This window comes from Bacillus sp. FSL K6-3312 (genome assembly GCF_038007485.1).
In the GTDB taxonomy this organism is placed as follows: domain Bacteria; phylum Bacillota; class Bacilli; order Bacillales; family Bacillaceae; genus Bacillus; species Bacillus pumilus.
Map to the genome: position 1 here is coordinate 3,256,151 of NZ_JBBOXI010000001.1, position 15,926 is coordinate 3,272,076.

The 15,926-nt window shown below is 41.9% G+C and carries 14 protein-coding genes; 4 read left to right on the top strand and 10 right to left on the bottom strand.

Annotated features, from left to right (window positions below):
* Positions 1–53: 53 nt before the first annotated feature.
* From MHI11_RS17200 to MHI11_RS17220, 5 genes are all read right to left on the bottom strand, one after another.
* On the bottom strand, positions 54–2,069 hold the full coding sequence (locus tag MHI11_RS17200) for a Na+/H+ antiporter (RefSeq protein WP_003212699.1): 2,016 nt from the start codon (positions 2,067–2,069) through the stop codon (positions 54–56).
* A 321-nt stretch (positions 2,070–2,390) separates the two neighbouring features.
* A complete protein-coding gene (locus MHI11_RS17205) occupies positions 2,391–3,002 on the bottom strand; it encodes a trimeric intracellular cation channel family protein (RefSeq protein WP_003212961.1) in 612 nt (203 codons plus the stop codon).
* 146 nt (positions 3,003–3,148) lie between these two features.
* Positions 3,149–3,562, bottom strand: coding sequence for a disulfide oxidoreductase (locus MHI11_RS17210; protein WP_044138942.1), 414 nt, complete (start codon positions 3,560–3,562; stop codon positions 3,149–3,151).
* Positions 3,559–4,245, bottom strand: coding sequence for a DsbA family protein (locus MHI11_RS17215; RefSeq protein ID WP_058013689.1), 687 nt, complete (start codon positions 4,243–4,245; stop codon positions 3,559–3,561). Before MHI11_RS17215 ends, MHI11_RS17210 begins: the two co-directional genes overlap by 4 nt.
* Before the next feature lie 141 nt (positions 4,246–4,386).
* Positions 4,387–6,486 (bottom strand): heavy metal translocating P-type ATPase, encoded by a 2,100-nt coding sequence (locus tag MHI11_RS17220; RefSeq protein WP_340961769.1) that lies wholly within the window; start codon positions 6,484–6,486, stop codon positions 4,387–4,389.
* A 432-nt stretch (positions 6,487–6,918) separates the two neighbouring features.
* On the opposite strand from MHI11_RS17220, the gene MHI11_RS17225 reads away from it, so the two are divergent.
* From MHI11_RS17225 to MHI11_RS17235, 3 genes are read left to right on the top strand one after another with little or no spacing between them, the layout of a single operon-like run.
* Entirely contained in the window at positions 6,919–7,662 is a 744-nt protein-coding gene (locus tag MHI11_RS17225; RefSeq protein ID WP_058013687.1) for a metal ABC transporter ATP-binding protein, read from the top strand.
* Positions 7,662–8,534: a metal ABC transporter permease gene (locus tag MHI11_RS17230; RefSeq protein ID WP_044138947.1), complete on the top strand. Its 873-nt coding sequence runs from the start codon at positions 7,662–7,664 to the stop codon at positions 8,532–8,534. The genes MHI11_RS17225 and MHI11_RS17230 overlap by 1 nt, the downstream gene beginning before the upstream one ends.
* Before the next feature lie 13 nt (positions 8,535–8,547).
* Complete coding sequence (locus MHI11_RS17235) at positions 8,548–9,486, top strand: metal ABC transporter substrate-binding protein (RefSeq protein WP_340961771.1); 939 nt, start codon at positions 8,548–8,550, stop codon at positions 9,484–9,486.
* Positions 9,487–9,523: 37 nt separating this feature from the next.
* On the opposite strand, the gene MHI11_RS17240 is transcribed toward MHI11_RS17235, so the two are convergent.
* Positions 9,524–10,072 carry a hypothetical protein gene (locus MHI11_RS17240; protein WP_058013685.1) on the bottom strand — a complete coding sequence of 183 codons (549 nt, stop codon included), beginning with the start codon at positions 10,070–10,072 and terminating at the stop codon, positions 9,524–9,526.
* A gap of 89 nt (positions 10,073–10,161) precedes the next feature.
* Here MHI11_RS17240 and MHI11_RS17245 point away from each other — a divergent pair, with 89 nt between their 5' ends.
* On the top strand, positions 10,162–10,770 hold the full coding sequence (locus tag MHI11_RS17245; protein ID WP_340961774.1) for a TetR/AcrR family transcriptional regulator: 609 nt from the start codon (positions 10,162–10,164) through the stop codon (positions 10,768–10,770).
* A gap of 16 nt (positions 10,771–10,786) precedes the next feature.
* Here the strand turns inward: MHI11_RS17245 and MHI11_RS17250 are convergent, their stop codons facing one another.
* The 4 genes from MHI11_RS17250 to MHI11_RS17265 form a co-directional block, all read right to left on the bottom strand.
* A complete protein-coding gene (locus MHI11_RS17250; protein ID WP_044138951.1) occupies positions 10,787–11,719 on the bottom strand; it encodes a response regulator in 933 nt (310 codons plus the stop codon).
* Entirely contained in the window at positions 11,716–13,032 is a 1,317-nt protein-coding gene (locus MHI11_RS17255) for a sensor histidine kinase (protein ID WP_065098019.1), read from the bottom strand. Before MHI11_RS17255 ends, MHI11_RS17250 begins: the two co-directional genes overlap by 4 nt.
* 116 nt (positions 13,033–13,148) lie before the next feature.
* Positions 13,149–14,594, bottom strand: a complete 1,446-nt coding sequence (gene aspA / locus MHI11_RS17260) for an aspartate ammonia-lyase (protein WP_058013682.1) — start codon at positions 14,592–14,594, stop codon at positions 13,149–13,151.
* A 16-nt stretch (positions 14,595–14,610) separates the two neighbouring features.
* Positions 14,611–15,888 (bottom strand): cation:dicarboxylate symporter family transporter, encoded by a 1,278-nt coding sequence (locus MHI11_RS17265; protein WP_003213370.1) that lies wholly within the window; start codon positions 15,886–15,888, stop codon positions 14,611–14,613.
* Between the last annotated feature and the right edge of the window lie 38 nt (positions 15,889–15,926).

Below are 15,926 nucleotides of genomic sequence, written 5' to 3' on the forward strand. Positions count from 1 at the left end.
CCCCTGCTCGTTCTCTTTCTTCATCATAAAACATAGGGGAAAAGATGACAACATTACGTATTGGTCAAGAGAACAGCTTCCATATCATTGATATACTCCCTTAAATGATGGGCAATATCACGATTGATTTCACCATTTTCATACAAAGTTTGAATTTCATTTCGAATCGTCTGTACAGCTTGGAAGTTAAGCTCTTTTTTCTTCCGGTCAAACGAACGATCTTTTTGCTGAAAGAAGCTTGGACCGTGTTCACATCGATAAATGACTTGGTTGTAAAAGCCAATCACTTGGTGACACGTTTGTTTATTTTCATCGGTCATATGCTGTTTGATCGAATCCACAGCAGCCTCTGCCGTTTTCTTACGGATTTGCTTGTACGAGTCTTCGTTTTCTAAAATACCGCTGGAAACGAGCTGATTCGGTCGCCATAATTGGAGCCATTGAAGCAAGCGCAGGAACTTCACTTTTGAAAAACGAATTTTGAAGGAGTTTGAATACAGCATTTCCAGCTCATGAAATCTCTCCTGTAGCTCATAGGCTTCTTCTTTATCTAATTTCTCTTCATCAATTAATTGCTGAAGCTTCATTTGTTCTGCTTTAATTCCATGCAATCTGATTTTTCGTTCCTGTCTTCTCATCCCGAATTGGTACGGCTCACGCTGGATATTACGCAGCTTCATTCGGTAATCATTAATGAGTGCTAGAGACACTTCCCTGTTGTCTTCATTCATTCCTTCTCTTAAGGTTTTAATGGCACTTCTCAGCAGCTTCCGTTTCGCATGCTGAACCTTTGTATCCAAATCCACGGCGATTTGCTTGTCTTTTTTCTCAGATAAAAGAGGCAATAATACACTAGCTAAAATGAGTGTACATAAAATGACGCCTGCCGCGAGGAAAATAATCAAATGCCGCTCGGGGAATGGTGATCCGTCCGCAAGCGTAAATGGTATTGAGAAGGCACCAGCTAAAGTGACAGCACCACGAACACCAGAGAATGTCATCAGCATCGAAGCACGCAGCTTCGGTTTTTTCACATTCTGCTTTTTCGTTACACTCCAGTTACCTGCCCAGAAGAGCCATACCCATAAGAATCTCAGGATCATGAGACATAGCGTGATGATTAAGATGTAACTGATGACCTGCATATTATTAAATGCTTCATCCTGGAAAATCACTGTCGATACATCAGGAATCTGCAATCCAAGAATAACGAAAACAAGTCCGTTTAAAATAAATAAAATAATATTCCATGTGTTTGATGAAGCAATTTGCAGTTTGGCTAAATTTGCTTCCATTCGATCCTGCTCAATAGCGTGTGTCACACCGCCAGCAACAACGGCTAAAATACCGGATACACCAATTTCTTCAGCTGCTAAATAGATGACAAATGGTGTAAGGATTTGCAGAATGATATGCATCGTGACATCGTCCATTCCTAAACGGCGGAGAAAATAGCGAAAACGAATGATAAAAAAGGATAGAATAAATCCAGTCAATAGACCACCTGCGGCAATTAGGACAAAGCTAAAGGATGCCTCAGCAATTGAAAAAGCGCCAGTTACTGTTGCTGCAATGGCAAATTTAAAGGCAACAAGTCCTGATGCATCGTTCATTAATCCCTCGCCTTCCAGCAATCTCATGATGCCCTTTGGCATGTTCACACGGCTGGAAAGAGCACTGACTGCTACCACATCTGTCGGTGATAAAATCGCTGCAAGCGCAAATGCGGCTGGAAGCGGAATGCTTGGGATCATCCAATGGATGGTATATCCCGCGACAATGACTGTCGCAAAAACTAACCCTAGGGCTAACAGAAGAATCGGCGCTCTTAATTTCCACAGCTCGTCCCTTGGGGTACGCTTCCCGTCATTAAATAACAGCGGCGCAATGAATAAAACGAAGAATAGTTCAGGATTTAAAGAAATATGTAAACCTGAAGGAAAAGCTGCCACCAGTATTCCTAAGCCCACTTGAATTAACGGGACTGGAATAAAGGGGACAAAACGATTGATAATATTAGATGATGCAATGAGTGCAAGTAGTACGAGCACTGCCAAAAAAATCTCCACTAGTACGTGTCCCTCCTCTTTTAATTTTTTCGTCAAGTTTTGCTTACATGCAAAGATGTGTTCATTTCGAGTTGATTCATCCGTCCGATCATAGGAGCTTCTTTAGTATTCCGCAAAATGTGAAACCAACACATAACAATCCATCTAGGCAAAAAAAGGCTGAATCCAGATATTCAGCCAGCTGACAAAATTTTCATCATATGTATTGTTCCAATGATGAACAAAAAGACCCTGCTTTTATTTTACACGAAAACTCCATTACCTGCTGACATCCAGCTCGTTTCAAACACAAAAAAAGAGCGAAATCGCTCTTTTCTCGTTTTACCCTTTATTTAAAAAATAAGACCTAGCGGGAAGCCGCCATTTGAATAGATAGGAACAAACCCTGCATACGACGAGGATGAGAAACAGCAAATACAAAGCAATCTCTCCTTGTGCTAAACCGAGTCCTACGAGTAAGCCGCCAAGTGCTGCCCAGACTGCGTAAATCTCTGCTTTTAGCACAAGCGGCTTTCGCCCTGCCAATAAATCACGCACAATTCCGCCACCGCTTCCAGTCAGAATGGCTGCAACAATGACCGCACTGAGTGGAAGCTCTCTTTGCACAGCAAATAATGCACCTTGAATCGCAAACGCTGCTAAGCCAATCGCATCCGAGAAATTCCCCCATGTGCTCCAGTGCTTGAGCAAAAGCTTTGGAAAAAGAAACACAATCGTAATGGATACAAGAGCAATGGTAAACATCTTGCCCTGTGACCATAAAGCAGACACCGGAAGACCGATTAATAGATTCCGAATCGCTCCACCGCCAAATGCTGTCACAATCCCTAAAATGTACACACCAAGAATATCGTACTCTTCCTCCATTGCCACTATCGCACCACTAATGGCGAATGCGATAATACCAATGATACTTAAGACTTCCCATGCCATTTTCCGCTTATCTCCTTACATGATCTGATCATCTAACACTACTCCCTTAATGTATATCTGACATAAGCGAAAAGCAATACAAATTTTCTTTAAATTTTATCTTTTTGCAAAAATAAAAAACAGCCTGCTAAAAAGCAGGCTATCTCTCAATCTTCTTTTGCATTTAACAGCAGCATACTGATGATGATCAGAATAAATGCAATAAGTGCTAACAGCGGAATGGTGATAAAACCAAACCAGTTCAAATAATCAACAGAACAAGGAATACCGCTGAGGCAAGGGCGAATCGACGCAAAGCCTGGGATCTTTTGTTCCATATAATGATAGATGGAAAACCCAGCACCGATCACAGCCAAAGGCAGTACGTAATACTTCACTTTGACATCCCCCCGGAACGTAGCAATTCCAAGTAAAAGCACGAGCGGGTACATGAAAATGCGTTGGAACCAGCACATATCACATGGAATAAACTTCTTAATTTCACTTAAATACAGGCTGCTCATCGTCGCAATGATCGAGACAATCCAAGCACTGTACAAGTAAATAAGCTTATTCTTCATGATTTCTTCCCTTTGAGCTCTTGATCAATTAATTCTTTGATTTCATCATAGTCATAGAAGTTTTGAACTTGTTTATTGTTAATCAAAATCGTTGGTGTTGAATTGACTTTGTATTTGTTCACAAGCTGATCGTCTGTGTTCAGCTGCGGCTGATACGTTTTCTTTGATAGGTTATCTTTGAGTTTGTCCGTATCAATTTTTGTTGTCTTTTTCGCTAATTCAGTCAGCTTAGCAGGCGTAACCCATTCTGCTTCACTATCTGGCTGTGCTTGATAGACAGCTTCATGGAATGCCCAGAAGTTTTTTGGATCTTCTTTCCATACTTCTTCAGAAGCTAGTGCTGCTAACACTGCGCCATCTCCATGAACAGGCAGTGGCAAGTTAATAAATGAAAATGATACATCGCCTTTATCTATGTAGTCTGCTTTCAGTTTTGGGAAAATGTCTGTTTCGAATGATTTACATGACGGACATTTGTAGTCCCCAAACTCGACAATTTGCACCGCTGCGTTTTTGTCTCCTATGACAGGCTGTCCTTTAATCGAAGGCTTACTGTCAACTGTTTGTGCTTCTTGGCTGTTCTTGTTTCCAATCACAACAAATATACCGATGAGAAGAGCTGCGATAATGGTTAAAATGACAGCAAATTTAATGGATGAAGATTGATTATTTTTCTTACTCACATAAGCACCTACCTTATCTTTATCATTCCTTTAAAAAAAGTTGGATAATAGCTTAGAAAAATGCCATTATCCAACTTCTTCTATTTTAACAAGAGGGGGTCCATTATGAAAGATGGTATTCATGAAATTTTCCTTACAATTTTATTTCATGACCCTCATCGCATTTAAAACAGCGAGTACGGTGACACCGACATCCGAGAAGACCGCTTCCCACATCGTCGCAATTCCGAATGCTCCGAGTAATAGGAAAACGCCTTTGACACCAAGGGCAAATGCGATATTCTGCCATACAATCCTTCTTGTTCGTTTTGCGACAGCGATGGCTTCTGCTACCTTTGATGGCTGGTCCGTCATGATGACGATATCAGCCGCTTCGACAGCTGCATCTGAACCAAGCCCGCCCATTGCAATTCCTATGTCTGCTCTTGCTAATACCGGTGTATCATTAATGCCGTCCCCAACAAATAATAGCTTTTCTTGAGGCGCTTTTTTCTGATCAATTTCTTCTAATTTCGTTACTTTATCCTGCGGTAATAATTCTGCATGCACTTCATCAATGCCAATTTGCTTAGCGACCGCAGTTCCGACTTGCTTAGCATCACCAGTGAGCATGACGGTTTGAATACCAGACGCTTTTAGAGCAGAAACGGCTTCGATTGCATCGTCCTTCAATTCATCTGCGATCAAGATTGATCCGGCAAACTCACCGTTAATTGCCATGTACACAACGGTTCCGCTTCTTTTTTCTTTTTCATACGCAATGCCTTCTCGCTCCATCAAGCGGTGATTTCCCGCTAAGACGTGAGAACCGCTGATGGTCGCTTTAATTCCATGTCCCGCGATATCCTCATATGCTTCGATCTGACTTTCATCAAGCGGTGAGCTGTACGCCGCTTTAATCGATTCTGCAATAGGGTGAGAGGAATGGGCTTCTGCTAGTGCTGCAAAAGAAAGCAGCTCTTCTTCTGACCACTTGTCACTGGCTGTGGCAATATTGGTCACTGTAAAGTTTCCTTTTGTAAGCGTGCCCGTCTTATCAAATACCGCATATTTCACAGAATTCAATGCTTCTAAATAGTTACTGCCTTTGACAAGGATGCCTCGTTTAGACGCTGCCCCAATTCCCCCGAAAAATCCTAATGGAATGGATACAACAAGAGCACAAGGACAAGAGATCACGAGAAAGACAAGTGCCCGGTACACCCAATCAGACAATTGCGCTGATGGAATAAGAAGCGGCGGCACAAAGGCAAGCAATAAGGCGAGTACGACGACAGCCGGTGTATAATATTTCGCAAATTTTGTAATGAAATTTTCTGTCTGTGCTTTTCGGCTGCTTGCATTCTCAACCAAATCTAAAATTTTCGTCACAGCCGATTCGCTTAACTCTTTTTGAACTTCAATTTCAAGTATACCGTTTTGATTCACAAATCCTGCAAGAACTTCTTTTCCCGCTTCTACATCCCGCGGCACCGACTCCCCTGTTAATGCGGATGTATCAACAAGTGAGAAGCCCTCAATAACGAGCCCATCCAGCGGAATTTTTTCACCAGGCTTCACGACAATACGGTCACCGACTTTTACTTCTTCTGGATTCACTTTTTTCGTTTCATTTCCGACTTTTAGATTCGCGTATTCTGGACGTATATTCATTAATTCACTAATTGAACGTCTTGAACGGTTCACTGCCGCCCCTTGGAAGAGCTCTCCAATTTGGTAAAAGAGCATCACTGCCAGTGCCTCTGGATATTGCTGAATCACAAAAGCACCAACTGTTGCAATGGTCATTAAAAAGTTCTCATCAAATACTTGGCCTCGCACGATATTTTTCAGCGCTTTAAAAACCACATCACCGCCGACTAGTAAATATGCTGCGAAGAACATAAGGAACTTTAATATACCATCTTCAGGTATAAAGAAAGCGGCTGTTCCAATGACTGCACCGCCAATTAATTTCAGCACAATCGTTTTTAAATTTTTCGTCCCGTGATCATGATCGTGATGATGACCATCTTCTTTCGGTGATACACTCACATGAGGTTCAATGGACTGAACAGTTTTTTCAATTCGCTTTGACATCGTTTCTTGCTTATCTGCATGCGTCACAGTCAAGGTGCCTGTCGCAAAGTTAACAGAGCAAGCTTCCACTCCATCCATTTTGCTGACACCTGTTTCTATTTTACGTGCACAGTTGCCGCAATCAAGACCGCTTAATACGTATTCATCCTTCATCTTTTTCATGTTCTCACCTTTTTCTATATGATAAGTAACGTTCCCTGGATCGATTCAACCTATTAAAAATTAAAAACTTTATATATGAGCATATATTCATATATTGGATTACCCTTATTATATGAGGATTTCTTATCTTCTGTCAATTATTTATGAAGAAATAATTGGTTTTTTTGTGTCCCATTCTGTCACACGGATTTTCAATAAACCAAGCTCATGCCCACCGCTCTGCGCATAACATAAAAACGATCATTTGCCCTCTTACAGAATAAGATATAGTTTTTCTCTTTACAAAAGAAGGACAGACGCTTAGAATAAAATAAAAGTTTCCCTAAGGAAACAAAATAGGATTAGAGAATCATTTCATCCTTTAGTCAAAATTATTTAATGTATGCATATATCTTTAGGAAGTGCAATGATGATTGAAAGGGGCCGCAAGAGATGCCAAATGCTTTAACAATCGACCGTCTTCATGTCTCATATCATGGGCAGGATGCTTTAGAGAACATCTCTCTTTCCATACAGGAAGGAACGATGACAGGAATCATAGGTCCAAATGGTGCCGGTAAATCGACTTTACTCAAAGCATGTTTAGATTTAATTGAAAAAGACCAAGGGGATATTCGCTTTTTTGAACAGCCCTTTAAACAAGTTAGAAAACAGATCGCCTATGTACCTCAGAGAAATGATCTAGACTGGACGTTTCCTATTCATGTGCTGGATACCGTCCTACTTGGAACATATCCGAAGCTTGGCCTGATCAAACGTCCGAAAAAAGAAGACCGGGCATATGCATACCACTGTTTAGAAAAAGTCGGCATGCAGGACTTTGCCAAAAGACAAATTGGTGAGTTATCCGGCGGTCAACAACAGCGTGTCTTCCTTGCAAGAGCACTTGCGCAAAACGCACAGCTCTTCTGTTTGGATGAACCATTTGTTGGAATTGATATGGCAAGTGAAGAAACAATGATTCGCATTTTGAAGGAATTACGGGATGAAGGAAAAACCATTTTAGTGGTCCATCATGATTTAAGTAAAGCCGATGATTACTTCAGTCATCTCGTTCTGTTAAATAAAAAACTCATCAAAGCGGGACCTGTACACGACATCCTTCGCCCAGAGGTCATGCTGGAGGCATATGAAACGCAGCTACCATTCTTAAAATCAGCAGGAGGAGACGTGTAATGGAATTTTTAACCGGACTCTTTGAATATGCGTTTTTACAAAAAGCGTTATTTACATCCGTGATGGTAGGCATTATTTGCGGGGTCATTGGCTGCTTTATCATTTTACGGGGCATGGCATTGATGGGAGACGCCATATCGCATGCTGTGCTGCCAGGTGTCGCCATCTCTTATATGCTGGGAATTAACTTTTTCTTCGGAGCCGTCTTAACTGGCGTATTAACAGCGATTGGGATCGGATACGTGAGTCAAAACAGCCGCATTAAAAATGACTCTGCGATTGGCATTGTCTTCACCGCTTTTTTCTCAATCGGGATCATTTTGATCACATTTTTGAAAAGTTCCAGTGATTTATATCATATCTTGTTTGGAAACGTTCTAGCTGTTCGATCATCTGATATGTGGATTACGCTTGGCATCGGCATTTTTATCCTGCTGGCCGTTATCGTTTTCTACAAAGAATTGCTCATTAGTTCATTTGATCCGGTGATTTCTTCGGTTTACGGTTTACCGAATCGAATGATCCATTATTTTCTCATGACGTTGTTGACCCTTGTGACCGTTGCTTCATTGCAAACTGTTGGGATTATTCTTGTCGTTGCCATGCTTATTACGCCGGCAGCCACTGCGTATCTCTTAACAGACCGGCTATGGATTATGATTTATTTATCTGCATTTTTCGGGGCAGTTTCTGCTGTCGTCGGACTTGGGCTTAGTTTTACGTATAACTTGTCGTCTGGCGCTTCTATCGTGCTAGTTGCGACCATTTTATTCGGGAGTGCCTTTATCCTTTCACCAAAGCAAGGAATTCTATGGAGATCATTAAGGTCTAAACGAAAACGAACGCAGCTAAAAAAGGAAGCGTCTATGTAAAAGGAGGACATATATGAAGAAGGTATTTGCAATCCGTTTGACCGCAGTATTCATTGCCCTTATGGTCATCACAGGCTGTTCTACAAAACAAAATAATTCCGGCAAAGATGACGGCACATTAAAAGTCGTCACGACCTACTCCATTCTTTATGACATTGTGAAGGAAGTAGGCGGAGAGCACGTCTCTATTCACAGCATTGTTCCCATTGGTACAGACCCACATGAATTTGATCCACTGCCAAAGGATGTTCAGCATACAACGGATGCAGACCTTGTTCTATATAATGGTTTAAACCTTGAAACAGGGAATGGCTGGTTTCAAAAGCTGCTCGAATCGAGTGGCAAGGACGGGGATGATGCACCTGTAGCCGAATTAAGTAAAGGCGTCAAAGTAAAGCACTTGTCTTCAAAAGGACTGGAAAGCCAGCAGGACCCCCATGCCTGGCTAAATGTCGAAAATGGGATTCTGTATGCTAAAAATGCCAGAGATGCACTTATTAAAGCGGACCCTGAGCATAAGGAGGATTACGAAAAAAATACAGAAGCCTATATCAATAAGCTTCAGGCGCTTCATAATGAAGCAAAAGACAAGTTCGACCAGCTACCGAAAGACAACAAGCGTCTTGTGACAAGTGAGGGAGCCTTCAAGTATTTTGCAGATGCCTATGGACTGAAGGCAGGCTACATTTGGGAGATTAACACAGAAAATGAAGGAACACCTGGACAAATGAAGCGCATCATTCATTTCGTCAAAGATCATCAAGTGCCTGCGCTCTTTCTTGAAACAAGTGTCGATCAACGCAGCCTTGAAAGCCTATCTGAAGAAACTGGGGTTCCGATTAAAGGAAAAGTATTTACTGACTCCATTGGAAAGAAAGGTGAAGATGGGGACAGTTACTATAAGATGATGAAATGGAATATTGACACCATTTACAAAGGTCTTTCATCATAAGAAAAGACAGGCGGAGTGAGTCCGCCTGTCTTTTTTATTAGCTGGCTATATTTTGCGGGTGTTTTTTCGGCCAGATCACATAGCTGATGCTAATGACGAAATCAATGGCTAAGACCATTCCCCATACTCTCGCTAGCTGCATCAGTGCTTCCGTTCGTTCTGGTGCTTGTATAAGGTAGGATAACCCAAATAGTAGACCGGCTCCGATGACATAAGAGACGAGATGCCGCGTCCAGCCGACTATTTCATACACAGACCGTTCCTTCCCGTACTTTGGTCTTCCCTTCGGCTTAGGGCCTCCTGCAAATCGATAAGCAAACCGGACATCTGCCCATTTCACCATTTGATGTCCAAAAGCGAGGCTCACCCCAATATAAACAGCCGCGAGCCCGTGAATGACACTCGCCACAGCCCCCTGCCTTAAATCCATATACGTCGCTGCAAGAAGAATGAGATCCAAAATCGGTGTACAAATGAGAAAAAAGGCGCCCCACTTTTTCTGTCTAAACACATAACGAAGTGTTAAACCCACCAGAATAAACAGCCAAAATCCAATTTCACATGCCACAATCAATAACCCGATCAATATTCACCACATCCTTTTTAATACAATTGTATTAAATAAAAAGTAACACAACTGTGTTAAAAAAACAATAGCTGTGCTAAAATCAATGTATGCCAAAAATCGTCGATCACTATAAACAAAAACAAAAAGTCGCTCAAGCTGCCATGAGAGTGATTAAACAGGATGGATTGGAGAACGCTTCTGTACGAAAAGTAGCAGTAGAAGCTGGCATTTCAGCGGGCTCTATGCGCCATTATTTCTCCACACAGCAGGAGCTATTTCTTTTCTCTATGACATTGATTCAGGAAAGAGTCAAAGAGCGGATGACAGAACTTCAGCTGAACGGTTCAACGGAAGAAAATGTCCTCGCGTTATTGGAGCAGGTTCTTCCACTTGATGAAGAACGAAGATTTGAAATGGAGGTGTGGCAGGCTTTTACAGTCAAGTCGATGACTGAACCTGATTTACAGCCGCTCAATGCAAAGATGTATGACGAGCTTTTCCAAATGACCCAATATTGTTTAATGAAATTAAAAGAGGATGGGCTCTTGCTTGATCATATCGATCTTTTAGTCGAAACTGAGCGGCTTTATGCGGTCATCAACGGACTTGCATTGAATGGAATCTTGCAGCCTCATCGCTTACCGCCTCAGCTCATACGCTCCGTACTGCAGATGCACCTGCAATCCATCACCAAAAAAGACATGTCCCCCTCATGAGGGAGCATGTTTCTTTTTAATCTTCCATAAAAATACGTTTTGCTTCGTAGTAGAGCACCTGCACAAATTTCTTCACATTGATACGGGTATGTTCTTCTCTACCGCTGGTCTCTTTTGTTAATTCACTCATTTTCTTTCGCACGATGGTGAAATCAAAGAATTTAGATGCGTAATTTTCAAAGGTCGGATGAGAAAAATCGGTTAACCCAAGTGATGCGATATGTTTCAATGATTGGTTGATCGCACGCCTTACCCGCTGTTCCGCTGCCTTCGCTTCTCTTGCAATGTCTGCCGATGTGTAAGGCTCATTTAATTTTTCCTCGGTGACGCCCGTGAAAATAACCTTTAAAGAAGGAAAGGAATCATGATGATCGGTATGCAGCGCTAAATATTGATCTGTGAAGAGAATCATATCTAATAAATCTTTAGACCCCTTCTCACCGACAATCCCAAGCTCCGCCAGCAAGAACTGACCTGCCTCTGCAAGACTTTTCCCCCGCTGCTTCGTTTTCGTCTGACCGCGCTGCTGAAACTGCATGACGGATTTGAGTGAGTGCTGAATATTTTCAATTGAATGCTCTAAATGAAGCCGCTCAATCATGAGGTGGAGCACACTTAAGACCTCTACACGATTGATTGGCTTTGTCACATAATACTCAACACCAAGCGTATACGCCTGGCCGATTAATTCCTTTGTTTCTACCTGTGACAGCATTAAGTATTTCCCATGAAACTCATCCTTAATAGCTCGAATCGTTTCAAGTCCGTCTCGTTCCGGCATCAATAGATCAATACATAAGATATCAATATGCAAATCATTTAAGTAGCTTGCTGTTAATTCTGCGCCATCCTCTGCTTCCCCCGCGACAATGCCAAGCTCTTCATCTTCAATAAGCTGAGCCAGTGAAGAACGCACGGCTTCATCATCATCCACAATAAAAAATCTCATCTCCCAACCCCCTCTTTTCTACTAACTTGATCCAATGGTATCGTTAACGTGAAAATCGTTTGTTTATTTGGGATACTCCTCATCTCAACACTTCCGCCAAGCTTCTCCGCTGTATCCTTCACATAGGAAAGCCCGATACCGCTTGATGGATTCCCAGCCTGATCGTATTTTAAAGTAAAACCGGGTTTAAAAATCACATGATGATTACGCTCTTTAATGCCAGGCCCGTTGTCACTAATTTGAAAAATCACATGGTTCTCTTTCTGGGAAATAGAGAGAGACACCTCTCCATCCACCGGAATGGCTTCGACAGCATTGGAAACGATATTATTTAACAAAGATAGAATGGTATACACGTGATAGGCGGGATGCTGCCCATCTTCATCATAATGAAAGACAATGTTTTTTTTAAGAGATTCTGCGTAATTTTCATGGATACGAATCACAAGCCCAGCAATATGGGCAGGACTTGCATAAGCCTGGAAATTTTCTTCATGAATCAGCTTTGATAAGGCAGAAAAAATCCGCTGGTTATCCTTTTTGATCTCATGCACCTCTCCTGCAATTTGCAGGGCTGTTTTTCCGAGCTTTTTCAAATCCACTGACTCTGCATCCTTTGCGTGATGCAGAGATTGATACAATTGATAGGATGTCGCTGTAATGTGCTCAGCATGTGCAAGTGTTTTATGAAAGTATGTAGATTCCGTGTAAAGATTAGACAGGAGCATGAGCAGATGTTCCTTTTCCTTTTTCATTTGACGCTCTCTCGCCTGCTCTTCATATAAGCGAATCATTGTATAACAAGCCAACACGAAAAAGCTTCTAAAAATCGCTAAAACGAAAAGTTGAAACAGCGTCCGCATCGTTAAAATTTCATCGATGGTGCCACGAAGTGCAATCATTTCAACAACGCTCGCACATAGCTCCATGATGATACCTGTCGCTCCAATCAGCCAAGGCTGATCGCGGAAACGTCTGACCTTTAATAAATAAAAGAGCGTGCCGTAGACGACGTAATAAAGCAGGGGAGGAAATCTGAATGAAATCGCCTCTTCCAGCGGAAGATGACCTGTGACGGCTGTATCAAGAAGCACGCGAAACGCAAAAACAGAAACCCCTGCAATGATACCGCTTGCCCATGCCGGGAATTTTTTCATTTGAAGCAGGATAAAGAAAAAGACAACGGTTCCAAAGCTGACCCGAAAGCTGTCCTCAAAAGGATAAAATTTAAACTCTCCGCCAATCGGTGTCAGTACAATGAGCATCACAATTAAATAAGGCTCTGTATTTAGCCATTTTTTCAGTAGATTCAAACGCAGTCACATCCCTAATAATTGACGATAGTATACTATGTGGGCTTGAGAAAAACAAACATCCATGAAAAAGCGCACACCGGAACTTTGTCGGTGTGCGCTTCTCATGATGCCGCTTAATCTTCTAAACGATCCTTTTCTAAAAGTGATGCGCCAGCAATACCTGGTTTAGTCATTTCAAAAGGATTCAAGATGACATCAAGCTCTTCCTCTGATAAAACATCATTTTGCAGACAAAGCTCACGTACAGATACGCCTGTAAGAATCGCTTCTCTGGCAATTCGTGCAGCAGCTTCATAACCAATATGCGGATTGACCGCCGTCATGACACCAGCACTTTTTTCTACATATTCTTTTAATCTAGATTCATCTGCTTTTAGGTCACGCAAGCAGTTGTCTACGAAGGACTCAAATACATTTTTCATGATGCTGAGAGATTGAAGCAAGTTGAACACAAGGACTGGTTCCATCACGTTCAGCTCAAGCTGACCAGCCTCTGATGCAAGACAGATCGTGTGGTCATTTCCGATGACTTGGAATGCCACTTGGTTCATGACCTCAGGCATCACTGGGTTGACTTTCCCTGGCATGATGGATGAACCTGGCTGTCTTGGCGGCAAGTGAAGCTCACCAAAGCCTGCTCTTGGACCTGATGCCATCAAGCGAATATCGTTCGCCATTTTGGACATATTCATCATACATACTTTCAGTGCAGCTGATACTTCTGTATAAGCATCCGTATTTTGCGTGGCATCGACTAAGTCTTCAGCTCCAACTAACGGTAATCCGCTAATGTCAGATAGATAGCCAACCACTTGGCGAATATATTTAGGATCAGCATTTAATCCAGTTCCGACTGCTGTTGCTCCCATATTGACTTCATATAAATGCTGTCTAGACTGCTTGATACGTTTAATATCACGAGCAAGAACCTTTGCATAAGCACTAAACTCTTGACCAAGTCTGATTGGAACAGCGTCCTGAAGATGCGTACGTCCCATTTTGATGACATGATCGAACTCTTGCGCTTTTTCTGTCATGACTTGATGCATGTTTTCCATCGTATAAAGTAGTTTTTCAATCATATTCAATGTTGAAATATGAATCGCTGTTGGGAAAACGTCGTTTGTTGATTGCGACATGTTCACATGCGTGTTTGGACTTAGCTCAGTATAAGCACCTTTTTCCTTTCCTAGTAGTTCAAGCGCTCTGTTTGCAATGACTTCATTGGCATTCATATTCATTGAAGTGCCAGCCCCGCCTTGAATTGGATCGACAATAAATTGATTGTTCCATTTTCCTTCAATAACTTCGTCTGCGGCTTGAACAATTTTGTCTCCAAGACCAGAATATAGTCGCTGTGTATCCATATTTGCAAGTGCGGCTGCCTTTTTGACAATCCCTAATGCTTTGATGAGTTCCTCATGAACATGGTAGCCAGTAATTGGAAAGTTCTCTACTGCACGTAATGTTTGAATTCCATAATACGCTTGAGTGTCTACTTCCTTTTCACCTAGAAAGTCTCGTTCGATTCGAACTTGCTTGTCCTGTAGCTTCGTCATTTGAAAAGATCTCCTTTTACGCTGCTTTTGTTTGTTGTTTTAATTCCTCAATATACTTCTTCGATTTCTCTTGATCAAAAACTTTTTCCCACTTAGACATGACAATGGCTGCAAGTGAGTTACCAAATACGTTAACAGTTGTACGAACCATGTCAAGAATACGGTCGATCCCAACGATGAAGGCAAGTCCTTCAAGCGGCAGTCCCATTGCACCAAGTGTTGTGATGACAACAACGATTGATGCACCTGGTACACCAGCCATTCCTTTAGATGTCAGCATCAAGATTAATAGTAACGTAATTTGCTCATAGATGGAAAGTGGCATGCCGTACATTTGTGCAACAAATATGGCGGCAATGGATTGATAGATGGCACTTCCATCTAAGTTAAAGGTATAGCCTGTTGGGATAACGAACGACGTGATCGCTTTCGGGCAGCCGAACTTCTCCATTTTATCCATTAGTCTAGGCAGTACAGCTTCTGAACTTGCTGTTGAGAATGCAAGAATGATTTCTTCTTTTAGCACTCTAAATAGTGTAAAGACGCTTGTTCCAGCTAATTTTGCGATAATGCCAAGTACGACAATCACGAAGAATGCCATTGTGCCGTAAACGACAAGTACCAGTTTACCTAGCGGGAGAAGCGCTCCGACCCCGAATTTGATCACCGTCACACTGATGAGCGCGAATACACCAAATGGTGCAAACTTCATCACTTTATTGGTCACCCAGAACATGGCTTCGAGTATACCCTCAAAGAACCCTAACACTGGTTTCCCTTTGTCTCCTACTGCGGCTATTCCTAATCCGAATAAGACTGTAAAGAAGATCGTTGGTAATAGATCACCTTCTGCAATGGATTGGAAAACGTTTGTTGGCACTAGATGCACAATCGTTTCAGAGAAACTTGCTTTTTCGGAAGAAGCTTTCGATGTCTCTTCATATTTAGAGATATCGCCTTTTTCCATGTTGCTCATGTCAATTCCTGTACCAGGATGGAAGACGTTTGCTGCAAGCAGTCCTACTGCTAATGCAATCGTTGTGACAATTTCGAAGTAAAGAATCGTTTTCCCACCGAGTCTTCCGATGGTTTTCATATCCCCTACACCAGCTACTGCTACAATCAACGCAGCAATAACAATTGGAAGAACGATCATTTTAATTAAATGGATGAATATATCGCCAATCGGCGTTAACACATTAATAACGGTTTCATTTTGATAAAACAGCGCTCCCACGATAACACCCAGAACAAGCGCAATGAGTATTTGAGAAGCTAAACCTAACTTTTTCATACGTGAACCCCCTTTTTTTGATAACGCTTTCTTTGTTG

Excerpts from the sequence above, each read along its gene's own strand:
- MHI11_RS17230 (WP_044138947.1), top strand. The coding sequence starts at position 7,662 with ATGGAATTTTTAACCGGACTCTTTGAATATGCGTTTTTACAAAAAGCG.
- MHI11_RS17245 (WP_340961774.1), top strand. The coding sequence starts at position 10,162 with ATGCCAAAAATCGTCGATCACTATAAACAAAAACAAAAAGTCGCTCAA.
- MHI11_RS17235 (WP_340961771.1), top strand. The coding sequence starts at position 8,548 with ATGAAGAAGGTATTTGCAATCCGTTTGACCGCAGTATTCATTGCCCTT.
- MHI11_RS17205 (WP_003212961.1), bottom strand. The coding sequence starts at position 3,002 with ATGGCATGGGAAGTCTTAAGTATCATTGGTATTATCGCATTCGCCATT.
- MHI11_RS17265 (WP_003213370.1), bottom strand. The coding sequence starts at position 15,888 with ATGAAAAAGTTAGGTTTAGCTTCTCAAATACTCATTGCGCTTGTTCTG.
- MHI11_RS17220 (WP_340961769.1), bottom strand. The coding sequence starts at position 6,486 with ATGAAAAAGATGAAGGATGAATACGTATTAAGCGGTCTTGATTGCGGC.
- MHI11_RS17225 (WP_058013687.1), top strand. The coding sequence starts at position 6,919 with ATGCCAAATGCTTTAACAATCGACCGTCTTCATGTCTCATATCATGGG.
- MHI11_RS17250 (WP_044138951.1), bottom strand. The coding sequence starts at position 11,719 with ATGAGATTTTTTATTGTGGATGATGATGAAGCCGTGCGTTCTTCACTG.
- MHI11_RS17210 (WP_044138942.1), bottom strand. The coding sequence starts at position 3,562 with ATGAAGAATAAGCTTATTTACTTGTACAGTGCTTGGATTGTCTCGATC.
- aspA (WP_058013682.1), bottom strand. The coding sequence starts at position 14,594 with ATGACGAAGCTACAGGACAAGCAAGTTCGAATCGAACGAGACTTTCTA.